General features: G+C 46.1%; 15 protein-coding genes and 1 pseudogene. 9 read left to right on the forward strand and 7 right to left on the reverse strand.

All coding sequences use genetic code 11. The features are described from left to right. Positions 1-440: 440 nt before the first annotated feature. Positions 441-1,616 carry a SpoIID/LytB domain-containing protein gene (locus tag QUB64_RS23970; RefSeq protein ID WP_333268675.1) on the reverse strand — a complete coding sequence of 392 codons (1,176 nt, stop codon included), beginning with the start codon at positions 1,614-1,616 and terminating at the stop codon, positions 441-443. A 261-nt stretch (positions 1,617-1,877) separates the two neighbouring features. On the opposite strand from QUB64_RS23970, the gene QUB64_RS23975 reads away from it, so the two are divergent. The 5 genes from QUB64_RS23975 (at position 1,878) to secA (ending at position 7,352) form a co-directional block, all read left to right on the forward strand. After that, the gene (locus tag QUB64_RS23975; protein WP_333268677.1) at positions 1,878-2,816 is read left to right on the forward strand and encodes a ribonuclease Z; all 939 of its coding nucleotides are present in this window, start codon (positions 1,878-1,880) and stop codon (positions 2,814-2,816) included. A 72-nt stretch (positions 2,817-2,888) separates the two neighbouring features. Continuing rightward, positions 2,889-3,218, forward strand: a complete 330-nt coding sequence (locus QUB64_RS23980) for a hypothetical protein (RefSeq protein WP_333268679.1) — start codon at positions 2,889-2,891, stop codon at positions 3,216-3,218. Further along, on the forward strand, positions 3,211-3,636 hold the full coding sequence (locus tag QUB64_RS23985; protein WP_293128444.1) for a retroviral-like aspartic protease: 426 nt from the start codon (positions 3,211-3,213) through the stop codon (positions 3,634-3,636). The genes QUB64_RS23980 and QUB64_RS23985 overlap by 8 nt, the downstream gene beginning before the upstream one ends. A gap of 69 nt (positions 3,637-3,705) precedes the next feature. Then, entirely contained in the window at positions 3,706-4,035 is a 330-nt protein-coding gene (locus tag QUB64_RS23990) for a hypothetical protein (RefSeq protein ID WP_333268681.1), read from the forward strand. Positions 4,036-4,535: 500 nt separating this feature from the next. After that, entirely contained in the window at positions 4,536-7,352 is a 2,817-nt protein-coding gene (secA, locus tag QUB64_RS23995; protein WP_333268683.1) for a preprotein translocase subunit SecA, read from the forward strand. A gap of 664 nt (positions 7,353-8,016) precedes the next feature. Here secA and QUB64_RS24000 read toward each other — a convergent pair. The 6 genes from QUB64_RS24000 to QUB64_RS24025 all read right to left on the reverse strand — a co-directional run bounded on the left by QUB64_RS24000 (position 8,017) and on the right by QUB64_RS24025 (position 13,359). After that, positions 8,017-8,310: a DUF3288 family protein gene (locus QUB64_RS24000; protein WP_333268685.1), complete on the reverse strand. Its 294-nt coding sequence runs from the start codon at positions 8,308-8,310 to the stop codon at positions 8,017-8,019. Between the two features lie 230 nt (positions 8,311-8,540). Continuing rightward, complete coding sequence (locus QUB64_RS24005) at positions 8,541-9,377, reverse strand: RNA-guided endonuclease InsQ/TnpB family protein (RefSeq protein WP_333325670.1); 837 nt, start codon at positions 9,375-9,377, stop codon at positions 8,541-8,543. A gap of 54 nt (positions 9,378-9,431) precedes the next feature. Beyond that, positions 9,432-9,791 carry a transposase gene (locus tag QUB64_RS24010; protein ID WP_333278014.1) on the reverse strand — a complete coding sequence of 120 codons (360 nt, stop codon included), beginning with the start codon at positions 9,789-9,791 and terminating at the stop codon, positions 9,432-9,434. 89 nt (positions 9,792-9,880) lie between these two features. Continuing rightward, positions 9,881-11,395, reverse strand: a complete 1,515-nt coding sequence (locus QUB64_RS24015; RefSeq protein WP_333278012.1) for a beta strand repeat-containing protein — start codon at positions 11,393-11,395, stop codon at positions 9,881-9,883. 440 nt (positions 11,396-11,835) lie between these two features. Then, positions 11,836-12,741, reverse strand: a complete 906-nt coding sequence (locus QUB64_RS24020) for a hypothetical protein (RefSeq protein ID WP_333278010.1) — start codon at positions 12,739-12,741, stop codon at positions 11,836-11,838. A 72-nt stretch (positions 12,742-12,813) separates the two neighbouring features. Beyond that, positions 12,814-13,359 (reverse strand): tetratricopeptide repeat protein, encoded by a 546-nt coding sequence (locus QUB64_RS24025; RefSeq protein WP_333278008.1) that lies wholly within the window; start codon positions 13,357-13,359, stop codon positions 12,814-12,816. Positions 13,360-13,795: 436 nt separating this feature from the next. Here QUB64_RS24025 and QUB64_RS24030 point away from each other — a divergent pair, with 436 nt between their 5' ends. From QUB64_RS24030 to QUB64_RS24045, 4 genes and pseudogenes are all read left to right on the forward strand, one after another. Then, complete coding sequence (locus tag QUB64_RS24030; protein ID WP_333278006.1) at positions 13,796-14,338, forward strand: SDR family NAD(P)-dependent oxidoreductase; 543 nt, start codon at positions 13,796-13,798, stop codon at positions 14,336-14,338. A 287-nt stretch (positions 14,339-14,625) separates the two neighbouring features. Then, positions 14,626-14,739 (forward strand): hypothetical protein, encoded by a 114-nt coding sequence (locus QUB64_RS24035; RefSeq protein ID WP_333278004.1) that lies wholly within the window; start codon positions 14,626-14,628, stop codon positions 14,737-14,739. Positions 14,740-15,275: 536 nt separating this feature from the next. Then, positions 15,276-15,371 (forward strand): annotated as a pseudogene (locus QUB64_RS24040) (urease subunit gamma); the annotation flags it as partial. A 31-nt stretch (positions 15,372-15,402) separates the two neighbouring features. After that, entirely contained in the window at positions 15,403-15,663 is a 261-nt protein-coding gene (locus tag QUB64_RS24045) for an SDR family oxidoreductase (protein ID WP_333278002.1), read from the forward strand. Positions 15,664-15,758: the final 95 nt, after the last annotated feature.

The following is a 15,758-nucleotide window of genomic DNA, read 5'->3' on the forward strand; positions in this document are numbered from 1 at the left end:
CTGCCAAATTTCAAATTTTATTAATGTCAGAATTTTTCGTATTCCTAGTTTTTTTAACAACCTTAGGGCGTTTAAAAATCAAACAATTTTGGTCGTACTTCGAGTCATGTCGGAGAGCCACAAGTTCCCACCCCTCCTCCCCCAACTGATTGACAAATAGATGCAGCGAGCCTTGTTTCCAATCTCGCAGCTCCTCACCATTTACATATAAACTAATTAGCTTATTTCCAAAAGGATACATATTCGCATCCACAAATAAATAATCCCACTTTTGCATAGCAATCCTTAATTTAGTTATGAGTTATTTGTGATTAGTTATTTGTGATTAGTTATTTGTTGGTGGTTGTTAGGTATTGTTGGTGAATTGTGAGTTGCTACTAATGACAAATAACCAATAACCAATAACCAGTAACAAATAACCAATAACAAATGTGTAGCAATTACTGCACAGCAATTCTAGCCAAAGCAGCACCCCGGTAATAATGCAACAAAATCTGCTGGTAGCCGTATCCCTGCCTAGCCAAATTGTATGCCCCCCACTGACTCATCCCCACAGCGTGACCGAAACCTTTACCAGCAACTTGAAAACCTGTAGGAGGCTTCCCGCTATTTTGGCTACTAAAAATCCCGCCGTACTGAGGAATCACGGTAAAGCGGGTACTCCTCAAATTTAGAACCCGACGCAGATCCGCGCCAGTCATCACCCTAGAACCACCATCTCCGACTACTTTCATTGACAAAACGCTGCCATAAGCGGTAGTGCGTTCTGGCTTCATCGAGATGACGTTACCCACGCCAGAAATCTTGCTGCTCATCTGATCTCGGGAAAAATTTTCTTTCCACTGGTAAACCGGCGCCCCTTGGTCAAAGTCAGGAACACCACGCAGGTAAGGCAGGGGTTCCGTCCAAACATCCTCAACATTTTCGGTATGTCCGCCAGACGCCGAGTGGAAAACGGCTAAAATAATCTGACCGTTGTAGGTGAGAACTTGACCGGCGGTGGCATCGACGGCGGTATAAGTCCCAGAAGATTCTGTTTGCAGTCCTTTGTACACCTGCGAAGACTGAGTGTCGTCCACATCGTAAAGGTCGGTTTCGCTTTTGAGGCGGTTGTGGAGAGCGTAGGAACGGGCGGCGACTGCTTGGGCTTTCAAAGCCTCTTGAGGCCAATTGCCGCTCATTTCGGCGCCCAGAACGCTGTAGAGATACTGTTCGATATCGACGTAGTTGACGGCAGTCAAGGCTCCTTTGTCGGGAACTAGAAGCGTGCGTCCCCGATACCAACGATCGCCAATCCAAACATAACCGTTTCCGGTCGGCTCGATCCAAATTTGATTGGCCGCCCAGGGCCCAATTGCCACTGTTCCCGATCGAAATTGAGCCGACTGAGAACTGTTGGCCGACAGTTCCCCCAAATTGCGCCCGCTACCGTCGCGGATTGCAGCCTTAGTAGAACTACCGACTTTGATCTGACTTGTCCCGTCTTGTACCGCAACTCGCAAAATCAGCCCGGCCTGTGCTGGCGCTACCATTACCAGCCACAAGAACAGCGAAATCCAAAAATAGCGTTTTTTTAATGTCGAAAGAACGGAACCAAAGAACACTCCTGACTGCATTTGAAAATTTTCCTCCTGTGCTGTACGAGTTTGAGAATTTTTAAGGGGAAGGTTCGGGAAAAAGGAAGGATAACGGCAGAAAGAAAACGTTAGAATTGGGTTTGGCACTTTGTGCGTCAAAAATGATTGGAGCGACTAGATGCTAGCAGCAACAGCGATTTATCCCGGTTCCTGCCTGGGACTATTTCCTTTATGTCGGATTGGCCGCACCCTGGATATTTGTAACATATTTTTTAAGATTTAATTGAGGTGATTTGACTCTTGCAGATTACATTTCTCGGAACTAGCTCCGGCGTCCCCACGCGATCGCGCAACGTTTCCAGCATCGCCCTGCGCTTGCCCCAGCGAGCGGAACTCTGGCTGTTTGACTGCGGCGAAGGAACCCAGCACCAGTTTCTGCGTAGCGACCTCAAAGTCAGCCAACTGAGCCGGATTTTCATCACTCACCTGCACGGCGACCACATTTTCGGGTTAATGGGTTTGCTGGCTAGCTGCGGTTTGGCGGGGAATGTCAAGCGCATCGATCTTTATGGGCCTCCGGGACTTGAAGAATATTTGCAAGCTGGCGTTCGCTATTCTCAAACTCATTTTTCTTACCCGGTGAAGGTGCACAAAAGTCACGAGGGAGTTGTCTATGAAGATGACGAATATATTGTTAGCTGCGCTCCTTTGAAACACCGAGTTACTGCTTTTGGTTATCGTGTTACCGAGAAAGACCGTCCGGGACATTTTGATGTTGAAAAAGCGAAGGCTGTGGGTATTCCTTCCGGGCCAGTTTACGGCGAATTAAAACAAGGAAAGACGGTAAAATTAGCTGACGGGCGACAGTTTAAAGGTAGTGATTTTTGCGGCCCGGATCAAGTCGGGCGCAAGTTTGTGTATTGTACGGATACGGTTTTCTGTGACGGGGCGGTGGCATTGGCGAAGGATGCCGATTTGTTGGTGCACGAAGCGACTTTTGCCCATCAAGATGCTCAAATGGCCTTCGATCGCCTGCATTCAACCTCGACAATGGCGGCTCAAGTTGCTTTGCTCGCTGGGGCGAAACAGTTAATTATGACGCATTTTAGCCCGCGTTACGCTCCGGGAAATGCGATCGTCCTGGACGATTTGCTCAAAGAAGCCCAGGCAATTTTTCCCAACACGAAAATGGCTTATGACTTTTTGACTTACGAAGTGTCCCGGCCTGTTGAAGAGTAGGGTTAATCTCACATCTTACACCATTCTCAATAACAGGCTCTCCGGCCTGTTCCACAATCAAATTCATTCTTTGTGGAACAGGCCGGAAAGCCTGTTCAGGAATTAGAGATTGACACTACTGTTTTGGAGTGGTTTAAATCTCAAGGTCGTGGTAAAATGAAAAAACCAATTCAATGGCGTTTTATGTCAAATCTTAAATTATTAACCCAACTTCAGCAATTGTCCCGTACTGATAAATTTCAGATAATGCTGTTTTTAATAGCAGAATTGGCGAAAGAAGAAGGAATTGTCATGGGCAACGAATCTGCTGAAATCATGTATTCCGTGCATACTTCTAATAGTGCAGCAGAGCAATTAATGCAGTTACTAGAAACAGAACAAAAACCAACTCAAAATGTTTAATGGTAGGCGATATTCTTTTCAAGCTAAACGAGATGAGTCAGGTGTTTTAGCTGATGTTCCGTATCTGCCTTTAACACTAACTTATCAAAATCGTTCTGTTGAGGTTATGGGTTTACTGGATACAGGAGCTAGCGTAAATGTTTTGCCCTATAATGTTGGGGTGCAATTAGGGGCAATTTGGGAAGAGCAAAGATTTTCTGTTACTTTAGCGGGAAATTTAGCGAGTGCTGAAACGAAAGGGTTATTAGTCTTGGCAAAAGTAGGGGACTTTGATCCAGTTCAGTTAGTTTTTGCCTGGACTAGGGTGAATAATATTCCCATTCTTTTAGGGCGAACTAATTTTTTTACTGAGTTTGATGTTTGTTTTTATGGGTCACAATTAGCGTTTGAAGTGTCTCCTAAATTTAAGAATAGTTGAGATTATCAATCTTTTAAAATCCTGCGTTGCAGCCCCGTATAGACACTGGAAAATTCTAATTTTTTTAATTTGATATTTACAGAAAAAAAATCTGCGTTATTTTATGAGATAAAATATACAATTATCACAATAGTTAGAGAAATAAAAAACGAGTTGATCGCTGGAATCGCTGCACTTGGTGGTTCGTCATTGGGTTCAATTACAATTGCCACTGTACCTATAGCCACTACTGCAACAGTGCCTGCTGCTGGTGTCGCAGGTTGGTTGGGCTTGACAACGACAGCAACAACTATTGTGGCTGCTCCTGTGACTCTCCCAGTTGCAGGAATTGTGGCAGCAGGGGCACTTTTAACCTACGGAGGTTATCAAGCTTATAAGTTCGTCAGTAAAACTGAGTAACCGTTTTGTTGAGTACAGGACTTACGCATCTATGGTCTGTCATTCCGATCCCGACCCGGAGTTTACTTGCAGAACGGAGTGAAGGGTTCTGCAAGTAAACTCCGGGAAGAATCTCGCTCGATTCTTCGCAGTCCTGAGCCTTGCGAAGGATCAGAAGGACATAATTACAATGACTTCCCGTTGCTCTAAAATCTCCTCATCCGCCTTCGGGCTATACACCTAATCCACAAACTGCCCGCATAACGCCCTTACTCAATAGTTTGTGGAAATGATTTGCTGAATCAGCAAGGGACAAGAGAAGTCACTTCTTCAATCCAAAATCCCAAATCCCAAATCCCAAATCCCAAATCCCAAATCCCAAATCGCCCCCAAGGGCGCCTTCGACGGCCTAGGACTGCCAATGGTTGCTACAATCGGGAAAGGTAAACTCTGTGGCTAACACTACAGCCCGTAACCCTGAAAGCTAATACCTAAATTATTAAAAATCTGCCTCTCCTGCCATGTTTAAAAATCTGCTAGGCGACCCCAACGCGCGCAAACTGAGAAAATTTCAGCCTTGGGTAGCTGATATCAATATCTTGGAAGAAGACTTCCGCGCCCTCTCAGACGACGCCCTTAGAGGCAAAACAGCGGAATTTAGAGAACGTCTGGCCAAAGCTAAATCTCTTAACGAAGAGAAAGAGATCCTAGACGAAATCTTGCCGGAAGCTTTTGCAGTGGTGCGGGAAGCGGGACAACGAGTTTTGGGAATGCGCCACTTTGATGTCCAACTCCTCGGCGGAATCATCTTACACAAAGGCCAAATTGCCGAAATGAAAACAGGTGAAGGCAAAACTCTGGTAGCAACCCTACCGGCTTACCTCAACGCCCTCAACGGTAAAGGCGTGCACATCATCACCGTCAACGATTATCTCGCACGGCGGGACGCGGAATGGATGGGGCAGGTGCACCGCTTCCTGGGATTGACTGTGGGACTGATCCAGCAGGGCATGGATCAGGTGGAACGCAAGAAAAATTATAGCTGCGATATTACCTACGCGACTAACAGCGAAGTGGGCTTTGACTACCTGCGGGACAACATGGCTACTGTCATGGAAGATGTAGTGCAGCGTCCTTTTAATTTCTGCGTAATTGACGAGGTTGACTCGGTGCTGATCGATGAGGCCCGGACTCCTCTAATTATTTCGGGTCAGGTGGAACGCCCCAGCGAGAAGTACATCCGGGCGGCTGAGGTGGCTGCTGCTCTGAGAAAGGAAAATGAGGAACATTACGAGGTTGACGAAAAAGCGCGGAACGTGCTGTTGACCGATGAAGGGTTTGGTGAAGCTGAGAATTTGTTGGGCGTTACCGATTTGTACGACCCGGCTGACCCTTGGGCGCATTACATTTTTAATGCGATTAAGGCGAAGGAATTGTTTATTAAGGATATTAACTACATCGTCAATCTCGATCGCGAAGTGGTGATTGTCGATGAGTTTACAGGGCGGGTAATGCCGGGACGGCGCTGGAGTGACGGTTTGCACCAGGCGATCGAAGCGAAAGAACACGCGGAAATTCAGCCGGAAACTCAGACGCTGGCGACTATTACTTATCAAAATTTCTTTTTGCTATATCCGAAGCTGTCGGGGATGACTGGGACGGCGAAGACTGAGGAAACGGAGTTTGAGAAGATTTACAGCCTGGAAGTCACATTGATTCCGACTAACCGGATTCCCAGCCGGACTGACCTTTCGGATATGGTTTACAAGGCGGAGGCCGGCAAGTGGAAGGCGATCGCCCAAGAATGCGCCGAAATGCACGAAATCGGTAGGCCGGTGCTGGTGGGTACTACGAGCGTGGAAAAGTCGGAGTTGCTGTCGCGGCTGCTTCGGGAACTCAAGATTCCTCACAATTTGCTGAATGCGAAACCGGAAAATGTCGAGCGGGAGTCGGAAATTATCGCTCAAGCCGGACGCAAAGGTGCTGTGACGATCGCCACAAACATGGCGGGACGCGGTACCGACATCATTTTGGGCGGTAATTCCGAGTACATGGGACGGCTGAAGTTGCGCGAGTATTTGATGCCCCGGATCGTGCGCCCCGATGATGAAGACGGGTTTTCGCTGGTGCAAGCGCCCGGTATGGGCGGCCGCCCCGCAGCCCAAGGTTTTGGTCAAACTGCGAAAAAAACTAAGTCTTGGAAAGCTTCGGCGCAGATTTTCCCAACGCAGCTATCGAAAGAGACCGAACAACTGCTGAAAGCGGCGGTGGAATTGGCGGTGAAGGAGTACGGGGAGCGATCGCTCTCGGAATTAGCAGCCGATGACATCGTGGCTGTAGCCTCGGAAAAAGCGCCGACCAAAGACATCGTAATTCAAAAATTGCGGGAAGCTTACAAATTAACTCGCAGCGAGTACGATGCTTTTACCAGCACCGAACACGATGAAGTTGTGCAGTTGGGTGGCTTGCACGTTATCGGTACCGAACGCCACGAATCGCGCCGGATTGACAATCAGTTGCGCGGCCGCGCGGGACGCCAAGGAGACCCCGGTTCTACGCGGTTTTTCTTGAGTTTGGAAGACAATTTGCTGCGGATTTTCGGCGGCGAACGAGTGGCCGGTTTGATGAAGGCTTTCGGTGTTGAGGAGGATATGCCGATCGAATCGGGAATGCTGACTCGTTCCCTCGAAGGCGCCCAGAAAAAAGTCGAAACCTACTATTACGACATCCGCAAGCAGGTATTTGAATACGACGAAGTGATGAACAATCAGCGTCGAGCAATCTATGCGGAACGCCGCCGAGTCTTGGAAGGTTTGGACTCGAAGGAACAGGTAATTAAGTATGCGGAACAAACGATGGACGACATCGTGGGAGCATACATCAATCCCGATTTGCCTTCGGAAGAATGGGAACTCGAAAAACTTGTCAGCAAGGTAAAGGAATTTGTTTATTTATTAGCTGACATGACTCCCGATCAATTAGAAGATTTGTCAGTTGAGGAAATCAAAACTTTCCTCCACGAACAAGTCCGCAACGCTTACGACATGAAAGAAGCGGAAGTTAATGCCATCCGTGCGGATTTGATGCGCGATGCTGAGCGGTTCTTTATCTTGCAGCAAATTGATACTTTGTGGCGCGAACACTTGCAGCAAATGGATGCTTTGCGCGAGTCTGTGGGATTGCGCGGTTACGGACAAAAAGATCCGTTAATCGAGTACAAAACTGAAGGTTACGAGCTGTTTTTGGACATGATGACGGATATCCGCCGCAACGTGGTTTATTCGCTGTTCCAGTTCCAGCCGCAGCCTGCAATGCCTGTTTCGGCTGAGATGGTTTGAAGATAGTTGAGAGTTGACTGCTGACACTTTTGGCTCGTTCCCAGGCAGATCCTGGGGACGCATATCCGGAGGCTCTGCCTCCTCTTTTTCTCCCCCAAGCGAGGCAGAGCAAGAGTGATATCGGTTCCCAGACAGAGCCTGGGAACCTGTTAAAAACTGGTAGAGACTTGATTGCAACAGACAGGCCGAGCTATGAGTGTTTGTTAATTATTTAGTTACATAGGAACTATAATTAGAGTCGGGAAGAGATGTTGTAATACGATCGCGCTCCGCAAAGTAATTAGTTGGTTGTTGTCCATTTACTTTTCTGTTATATTCGGAATATTTTTATTCCTCTCATACACAGAAAACAAGCGACACCAAATAGCTGCTATATGTTCCTTTATTATGCTGCTAATTGTTTTTCCTCCCCTCTGGTCTTTCCTTGAACGAAAATATAATGTCAGAATTAACTGGCTAGTCAAGTTTATTTTATTGATCTTTTGTTACGGATTTCTACTTGCATACGTTAATGTAAACTTCCCCTCGTAGAGGGTTCGTTTTCTATTAGGCTATCTATTTTGCTATTTCATGTTGTAGGTTAGGTTTAGGAACGAAACCCAACATTCTGTAGATAGCCTTTTTCACGTAATATTTCGAGGCGGTATTTAACCTCGATTTGAGATTAAGCCCAATCTTCTTGGTCGCTTTTTTGCTTCCTGTAAACTTCACCGGTAGCGTGAATTTTGCGGGTTTGTTCGTACAGAGTTTCTTCGGTATGATTCCATTGTTGCAGGGCTTTTTTTAAGTCTGCTTGGATATCTCTAGCGCCGGGAAATCCTTTATAGCGAATGATTAATCTTGCTAATTCTGATAAATTTTGGTCGGTTGGTTCTTTGCCTAATAAACTATCGACTGTGGCTCGATCGCGCTTGTATTGCGGATGCTGCTGATCTTGAGTTTTTGCTGCTGAATCCATATTAAGTAAGTGGGTACAAATAAACACTATATAGCCTTTCTCAGATTTCTGGAGGTACTCATGGGCACGCGGGCACGCGGGCACGCGGGCCGAAAAGCATTGGGGTTGCGGGCATACCTCACCACGCTTGAGAAAGGCTATAGAACCCATTTGAGTTCTTGAGGGCGATCGCTCACAGCAGTCGATCGCTCACAGCATTCGAAAATCAAAACAGCAAAACTTCTTAATAGTTACAGGTTTTCTAGGCAAATATTACACTTCTTGCCTCGGGCAACCATTTTGTAAGGTGTGACCCTTACCGGACGTACTACTACGCCCTGTATTCCCTCAGCAAAAGCGTTGGGAAATGCTTTTTTGACAATGTTAGCGCTGCCATTCACATCCGCATTGATCGGTCTGCCATCACCAGCACGAAACAAACCTCGCTTAATTCGCTTACCTTTGTACTCTGAATGCTTGACACAAGGTTCATTATCTAAAAAAGAACACTTTGAAGTGTAACTTTCTTCAATAACCTTCACAACGATTCCTGCTAACTGCGCTTTATAAGTTAGCATTTCAATAAACCTTGCATGAGGTATGGCTGCGAAGTTCTGATTATTCCGCTTGCCGAGATTTATTCCCTGTTTCCAGTTATCGTTTTTACCAATCACCAGTGTCCCGATTCGGTTAGCTGCCAGATGATTGATGATGAATCTACTTGCATTATGCAGGTAATTATCTACTTTTACATTACGCTTGTGAGTTAATTGTTCAATTTTGATTGCTCTCTTTTTCTCCCCCTTCAAGTATGACTGCAATACTGCTTTCTTTTTGTGATAGTAGGCATTGATTGATTTGAGCGGTTTGCCATTTATTATCAGCGGCCGGAACCCTTTTTGATTGGATGTAATTGTCGCTAAGTTATTTAGGCCAATATCAATTCCTGCTATCCATTCACAACCTGATGATGAGCCAGTTACATCCTTGGGTTCATAAACTACCTCTATCGAGTAATGGTAAGTTTTTGGAACGATTCTGACTTGATTTACGACCCTAACTTTAGTAGTCAGAAATATCTGGGTCAAAGACAGATTGATGATTCCTTTCTTGAGCCATGCTTTACTGATGGCTTGAGCGGTCTAAGTCAGGACATTTCTGCCTAATATTTTGTGTTTGTATCTGGGTATTTTGGGTCTGGCTTTGAATTTATCTGGATGGAGGCTATATTCCTTGGTAGCTGCAAAAAATGATTTCCAGCTTTCATGTAATCTCAATAATACTTGCTGAGATACTTGGGCTGGTAATGCTAGATAGTCAGTCTTTCCCTGACATATTTTCTGTATTTTGTAATAATCGAGGTATTCTCCTTTGAGGATAAAATTTTGTCGGATCAGGTAGTTAGCGTAGTTGAAAAGATTCTTAGAGAGAAAGCACAAATTATCTAGCTGCTTGTATAGCCAGTGGTTTCGATCGATCGTGTGCTTGGAAACTAGCTGCATTGTTTGGCAGTCATTTTTGACTATGTATACTATACATGGCTATTAATGGCTATAAAGTCAATGAAGTTTTACAATACTTATCAAACAGGCTAGGCGACACTAATTGTTTGACCGTTGGTTAAACGGCTGAAGTCATAGGTTCTGCTACCAGCTATGAGTTTTTCAAACTCGGAAGTTCTCATAATGCTGCTACCCTTGGTGAAGCTCACGGTTGTTCCCGATATTCCAACGGTATAACTGCCTGACGTTAATTCCAGTGTATCTCGATCGTTGCCGCCCTGGTAATAACCTCTACCAAAACCCTTGAGGTAGTCTTTACCATTTCCTAAAAGCACGAGGCCACTTTCATCAGACGAGCCTACCTCAAAGCCTGCATCAGCAATGATGGAGTCGTTACCATTTCCAGTAGAGATGGTGCCCTGGTTGTAGATGCCAAATTTAGTGCCAACACCAGTTATTATGTCGTTACCATCACCAGTATCGAGGATACCAACGAAGTTCCAGAGGCCATATTGGGTGCCAATGCCAGTGATGCTGTCGTTACCATTACCAGTATCGAGGGTACCGCTCATTTTGATGCCATTGCTCAGAAGTCCGGTGCCAGTCCCAGTAATTGCGTCGTTACCATCACCGAGGAGCATCTTGCCATTGGTGTTGATTGCGTCGCCTCCATCGGTGGTAGTAGCGGCGATCGTGTCATTGCCATTGCCAGTATCAAGAGATCCGCGGTTGTCAATGCCGGTTCTAGTTCCGTTACCAGTTATTTTGTCGTTACCCTCACCGGTATTAAAAGTGGAAGTGTTGGAGATGCCGACACTTCCACTACCAGTGATGATGTCGTTACCCTCACCAGTATTAAAAGTGGCAGTGTTGGCGATGCCCATGCCGATGCCGCTTCCAGTAGCGTTAGTGCCAGTGTTAGTGCCAGTGATGATGTCGTTACCCTCACCAGTATCGAGGGTGGAAAAGTTGAGGATGCCCTCGCCATAATCGGTAGCAAGGCCAGTAATTATGTCCTTGCCCTTTCCAGTATCGAGGGTGCCACCGTAGCGGATAACTATGCCATACCCGTTGCCAGTACCCGCGATCGTATCGTTACCATCGCCAGTATTTATGGTGCTATCGTCGTCAACTTGAATTCCCCTGCCTGTGCGGGCCTCGCTAATGCCAACCATCAGGTCATTACCATCACCGCTATCAATGGTGCCTCCTCCTGCGGTGTAAATACCATAACCAAAATCGTAATCAAAATCGTTGAAGTTGTCTTCTCCTTGGTTGCGGATGCCCCTGATTGTGTCGTTACCATCACCGGTATTTATGGTGCCACTGTTGTAGACGCCGCTGAGACTGTTCCCAGTACCGCTGATACTGTTCCCAGTACCGCTGATTGTGTCGTTACCATCACCAGTATCGAGCGTGCCACTGTTGGAAATGCCGCTGAGCTTGTTCTCAAGGGTGCTGATATTGTTCCCAGTGTCACCAGTGATTTTGTCGTTGCCACCAAGAGTATTAGCGATGCCAGTATTGAGTATTTGCTCGATCCCAGACCAGGGGACAATATCAGCCCGATCGGTAAACGTGATGTTTGAAAGTTCGAGCGCCATAGGAATACCTCGCAATTAAGAAAGAAATCAAAGAATGTTAAATGTTACACTTTATATTTGTATCCCAAGTTAAACTATAGCGGTTCTCAAAAAAGTGAGGTATGCGCGGTTTGGCCTATGCCCATAGCCCATAGCCCATAGCCCATAGCCCATAGCCCATAGCCCATAGCCCGTCAAGTACCTCATCTTTCTGAGAAAGGCTATATTTTATTTCTAGTGTTTTATTTCTTAACATATGGGTTCTCTAGGGGAGCGGGCGGGTTTATGAGATTATTAGTCTTAGGCTATTATGGTTGGGTTTAACCTGCCCCTACAATTCACGTTCTTCTATTTTTTTTTTTGGCGTTTAACTACATATTTATGTTTCCCAATTATTTAGAATACCCAGATACCCGACAACTTCTGCGAAGTCGGGTATCTAATTAGAGTTAGAGTTTTACTTATGTTGTCGCTTCCGTCATCCCCAGAAATTTTTGTGTTTGTTCGGTAATCCCAAATATGCGATCGCCATGACAAAAGATTTCCCAGGCGCGAATTCCCATAAAACCAACACCCGCAACCGCCAAGGGCATCGCCGCAGCACCTAAAAGCGCGGCAATCGGGGGAAATATCATGCAGAGAGTTAACAGAATGCCGGTAATTACACCGCCCGCAATGCCAGCTTTGGCGGTGGCGGTGGCGACTTTTTCGACTAATTCCGATTGGGTAATTTTGCCTTCAACGCACAACAAAGAGTTTTCTAAGATCGAAAATACTAACTCAATTACTGCGGCGGCGATCGCCCCTTTCATTGCAGCCCCAACGACTTCGGCAACTGCCGCCTTAAACGCAGCATCCGCTAAAACTTGCTTAGCGACGGCTAATTCGGCCGCAGTCATGTCTGCACCACCGCGAGCCCGATTTACCCAAAAATGTTCAAAAATCCCGTTACCAGCTTCGCTACCGCCTCCATTTACGTGTGCTTTGATGTGACTCCAATCTTTATCTTGACAGAAGTTGCGAATTGCTTCCGGGCCTTGGGCGCGAATTTGGGCGGGTATGGATTCAAATTTTTTTGCTGCTTCTTGAACATTGCGCATTCCGTCACGCACGCCAGCCCTCTCAAATTTCGATTGCAGATTTGTTGGCAGGTTCTCAAAACGGATGTTGTGTGCTATTTTGAAAGCTTCTTGAGTGGCGATCGCCCCGGCACCAATAATTGAACTTGGCGCTGATTCGATGAATGTCGTTACTACAGTTACATTTTCCTGAACTTTAGCAGCGATTTCGTTCGCTAACTTTTGGGTATCGGCAACAGTTTCTTGCACTTTGGTAGTTAGGAATTCGAGCGGATTATTGATTTCCATATCGAGCCAGCCTGCCTCGTTAATGATTGAATTATTAAAACTATAACATTCCTCTTCAATTAAGTGGTGTTTTTACTTAATTACTTCTAACTCCGGCTGTAAATTTAGAGCTTTTTTTTGGTAAAACAAACCTTCATTGATTCGCCCTTGCTGTTCCAAAACTTTGCCTAAGTTCCAGTAAGCGGCGGCTAAGTCTGGCTGCATGGCGAGCGCTTTTTGGTAGTATGTTATCGCTTCATCTAGCAAGCCTTGTTTGTAACACATACTGCCTAAGTTAACATAGGCTGCGACAAATTTAGGCTCGCATTCGATCGCCTTTGAGTAGGCGCGCACTGCTGCGTCTGTTTTCCCTTGGGCTTGCAGGATATTCCCGAGGGTTTTGTAGGCGGGGGCGAAATTGGGTTGCTGGCGCAGGGTTTGGTAGCACTGGGCGATCGCCTCTACATATTTCTGTTGCGTATAATAAACTTCGGCTATCTTGCTGTGCGCAACCGCCGCATCCGGTTCGAGTGCTAGTATTTTTTGGTATTGGGCGATCGCCTCCTCAAATTTTCCTGATTGCTGGAGGTTCTCGCCCGCTGACAAATACTGCTCTGCTAACTCGGAGTTTACGGTCATAAATTTTTAGTTTAACAGCCGAGTCTACTTTACCATAGATGTTGGCTAAAAAGCGCGATTGTTAGAGATATTATGACTGTTTGAGATGTAAATTTGCTTTTGTACTGGAATCAAAAGTTACGCATGGGGGCGAGAAACCGGGTTTCTACCAGTTTTGAGTTGAGTTACGAGAAATCTCCGAAGAAACCCGGTTTCTGAATTACGCAGGGGGCGAGAAACCGGGTTTCTATGAGTAAGGAGTTGAGTTGCGAGAAATCTCCGAAGAAACCCGGTTTCTGAATTACGCAGGGGGCGAGAAACCGGGTTTCTATGAGTAAGGAGTTGAGTTGCGAGAAATCTCCGAAAAAACCCGGTTTCTGAGGTCTGTGTGTACCGGAAGAAAAAAATAGTATGATTGTTTGGAAGCAGCATCAATCCTAATTGCGGAGCAAATTTCATGGCATCACTAGCAGGAAAAGTGGCAATTGTGACTGGTGCATCGCGGGGAATTGGACGCGCGATCGCCCTCCGATTATCCCAAGAAGGCGCAGCGGTTGTCGTCAACTACGCCAAAGGATCTCAGCAGGCTCAAGATGTTGTATCGGCGATCGCACTCTCAGGCGGTACAGCATTAGCCGTGCAAGCCGATGTCAGCAACACCGCAGAAATTTGCAATTTGTTCGATCGCACTCTCGAAACCTATTCACAAGTCGATATTTTAGTCAATAATGCGGGAGTAATTCTTTACAAACCAGTCGCGGGAGTTACCGAAGCAGAGTTTGACAATCTGTTTGCAATTAACGTCAAAGGCACATTTTTTGCTTGTCAAGAAGCTGCTAAACGCATGGCAGATGGAGGCAGAATTGTCAATTTTTCCAGTTCGACAACTGCTATGCTGTTGCCAACTTACGGGGCTTACGTGGCGACAAAAGGCGCGGTGGAACGGGAGCATCTCAGTTTTGCTCAGCTAAGTAAATCCGCCATATCGATTTTAGATTGAAGAATTGTTGGATTGAAGAATTGTTGGATTGAAGAATTGTTGGATTGGGGGATTGGGTGCCAAGCATCGGCACAGGCGTGAGTATTTCCCGGTACACTCTGCGTTCATTAAAAAATGCTTTTTGCAACCCTGAGATGCTCCCTCGCCCTTCAACAAAGAATGCTGGCAATGGTGGGGTCAGCCGTTTGGCAAGTAAAACCCCTAAGAATTGATACTTGTAATTAATCGCAATTCTGAGCAAACTACAAGTCCCTGAGCAAGAACCAACCGTGCGCTTTACGGTTGATATGTCTGAATCACTGCACCGTAAATTGTCGATATTAGCCGTGAGGACTGGGCGCAAAAAGGTTGATCTTGTTCGGCTTTTGCTCGAAGACTCGCTCAAGGATGTGGAGGTGTAATGCGATTAATCGGTTCGTTTGTTAAAATTAAATGTCGCTACGGGTACTGTGTCATGTCCCTAATTGCCACTCTAATAGTTTATTCTGTTTTGTCGCTCCCCCTACCAGTTTTGGCCGCTTACCCCGACCGCGAAACGGATGAATTTGTCCACCGAAGGTATAACTTGTTTCTGCAAGACACTAGAGAAGGTTGCACTTGGTATGCCAATTCAAAAAGCGCACGAATGTATAGCGATAAAAGCGCACCATTGAATAGCTATGGCAAGCGTTCTGTGAGTGTTTCAGTGAGTGTCTTGCGGGTCAGGGGGGAAGGTGGGGGGACGGCGTGTAACGGCGTTTTCGAGTTCTTGGCCGTTACCGCCGAGTGTGAGTCGGGATACATTTCTTGGAGCAAACAAATTGGGTCTACTCCTTCATGGGAGGTTTTCCGCGACCACAAACCCCAAACCGCCAGCAAAATCTGCTCTCTAATTCACCCAGAAGGCGAGTGAACCGAGCGTCCCCCTTCCCTTATACCGAATTTTTTGTGTATACCTATGGAATGCGTGCCAGAAATGATACGTCAAGTGCAGGTAGAAGTAACATTTTCCGATGGGACAAAATTGGTCACGATTCATAATCTAATTTGTTAAAAAGAGGGCATAATGAAGAAACAAATCACCGGTGGAACAGCTAACTCGATCGCTGGCTAAGGAATTGGGCGATCGGCAAATCACAGTCAATGTCATTTCTCCGGGCCCCACGGATACAGAACTTTTCACTGTCGGCAAAACCCCCGAACAAATTCAAAGATTTACGCAAATGACTGCTTTCGGAAGACTCGGAAAAGTTGACGATATTGCCGATGTGACGGCGTTTTTGTGCAGCGAACAAGCCTACTGGATTACTGGACAAAATAGCCGCGTTAACGGCGGACTTGCCTAATTTTGTTAACAAGATATCTGTGAGGACACGGCAGTGCCGTGTCCCTACCCGGAGTATATTTATCCGTGATAATGCGATCTGGATTGAAAATCCAA

It is taken from the genome of Microcoleus sp. Aus8_D2, from assembly GCF_036702665.1.
Classification (GTDB): Bacteria; Cyanobacteriota; Cyanobacteriia; order Cyanobacteriales; family Microcoleaceae; genus Microcoleus.

What these genes read in the sequence shown, in the direction of transcription:
- QUB64_RS23970 (WP_333268675.1), bottom strand. Translation starts at nt 1,616, where the DNA reads ATGCAGTCAGGAGTGTTCTTTGGTTCCGTTCTTTCGACATTAAAAAAA.
- QUB64_RS23985 (WP_293128444.1), top strand. Translation starts at nt 3,211, where the DNA reads ATGTTTAATGGTAGGCGATATTCTTTTCAAGCTAAACGAGATGAGTCA.
- secA (WP_333268683.1), top strand. Translation starts at nt 4,536, where the DNA reads ATGTTTAAAAATCTGCTAGGCGACCCCAACGCGCGCAAACTGAGAAAA.
- QUB64_RS24000 (WP_333268685.1), bottom strand. Translation starts at nt 8,310, where the DNA reads ATGGATTCAGCAGCAAAAACTCAAGATCAGCAGCATCCGCAATACAAG.
- QUB64_RS24010 (WP_333278014.1), bottom strand. Translation starts at nt 9,791, where the DNA reads ATGCAGCTAGTTTCCAAGCACACGATCGATCGAAACCACTGGCTATAC.
- QUB64_RS24015 (WP_333278012.1), bottom strand. Translation starts at nt 11,395, where the DNA reads ATGGCGCTCGAACTTTCAAACATCACGTTTACCGATCGGGCTGATATT.
- QUB64_RS24020 (WP_333278010.1), bottom strand. Translation starts at nt 12,741, where the DNA reads ATGGAAATCAATAATCCGCTCGAATTCCTAACTACCAAAGTGCAAGAA.
- QUB64_RS24025 (WP_333278008.1), bottom strand. Translation starts at nt 13,359, where the DNA reads ATGACCGTAAACTCCGAGTTAGCAGAGCAGTATTTGTCAGCGGGCGAG.
- QUB64_RS24030 (WP_333278006.1), top strand. Translation starts at nt 13,796, where the DNA reads ATGGCATCACTAGCAGGAAAAGTGGCAATTGTGACTGGTGCATCGCGG.
- QUB64_RS24035 (WP_333278004.1), top strand. Translation starts at nt 14,626, where the DNA reads ATGTCTGAATCACTGCACCGTAAATTGTCGATATTAGCCGTGAGGACT.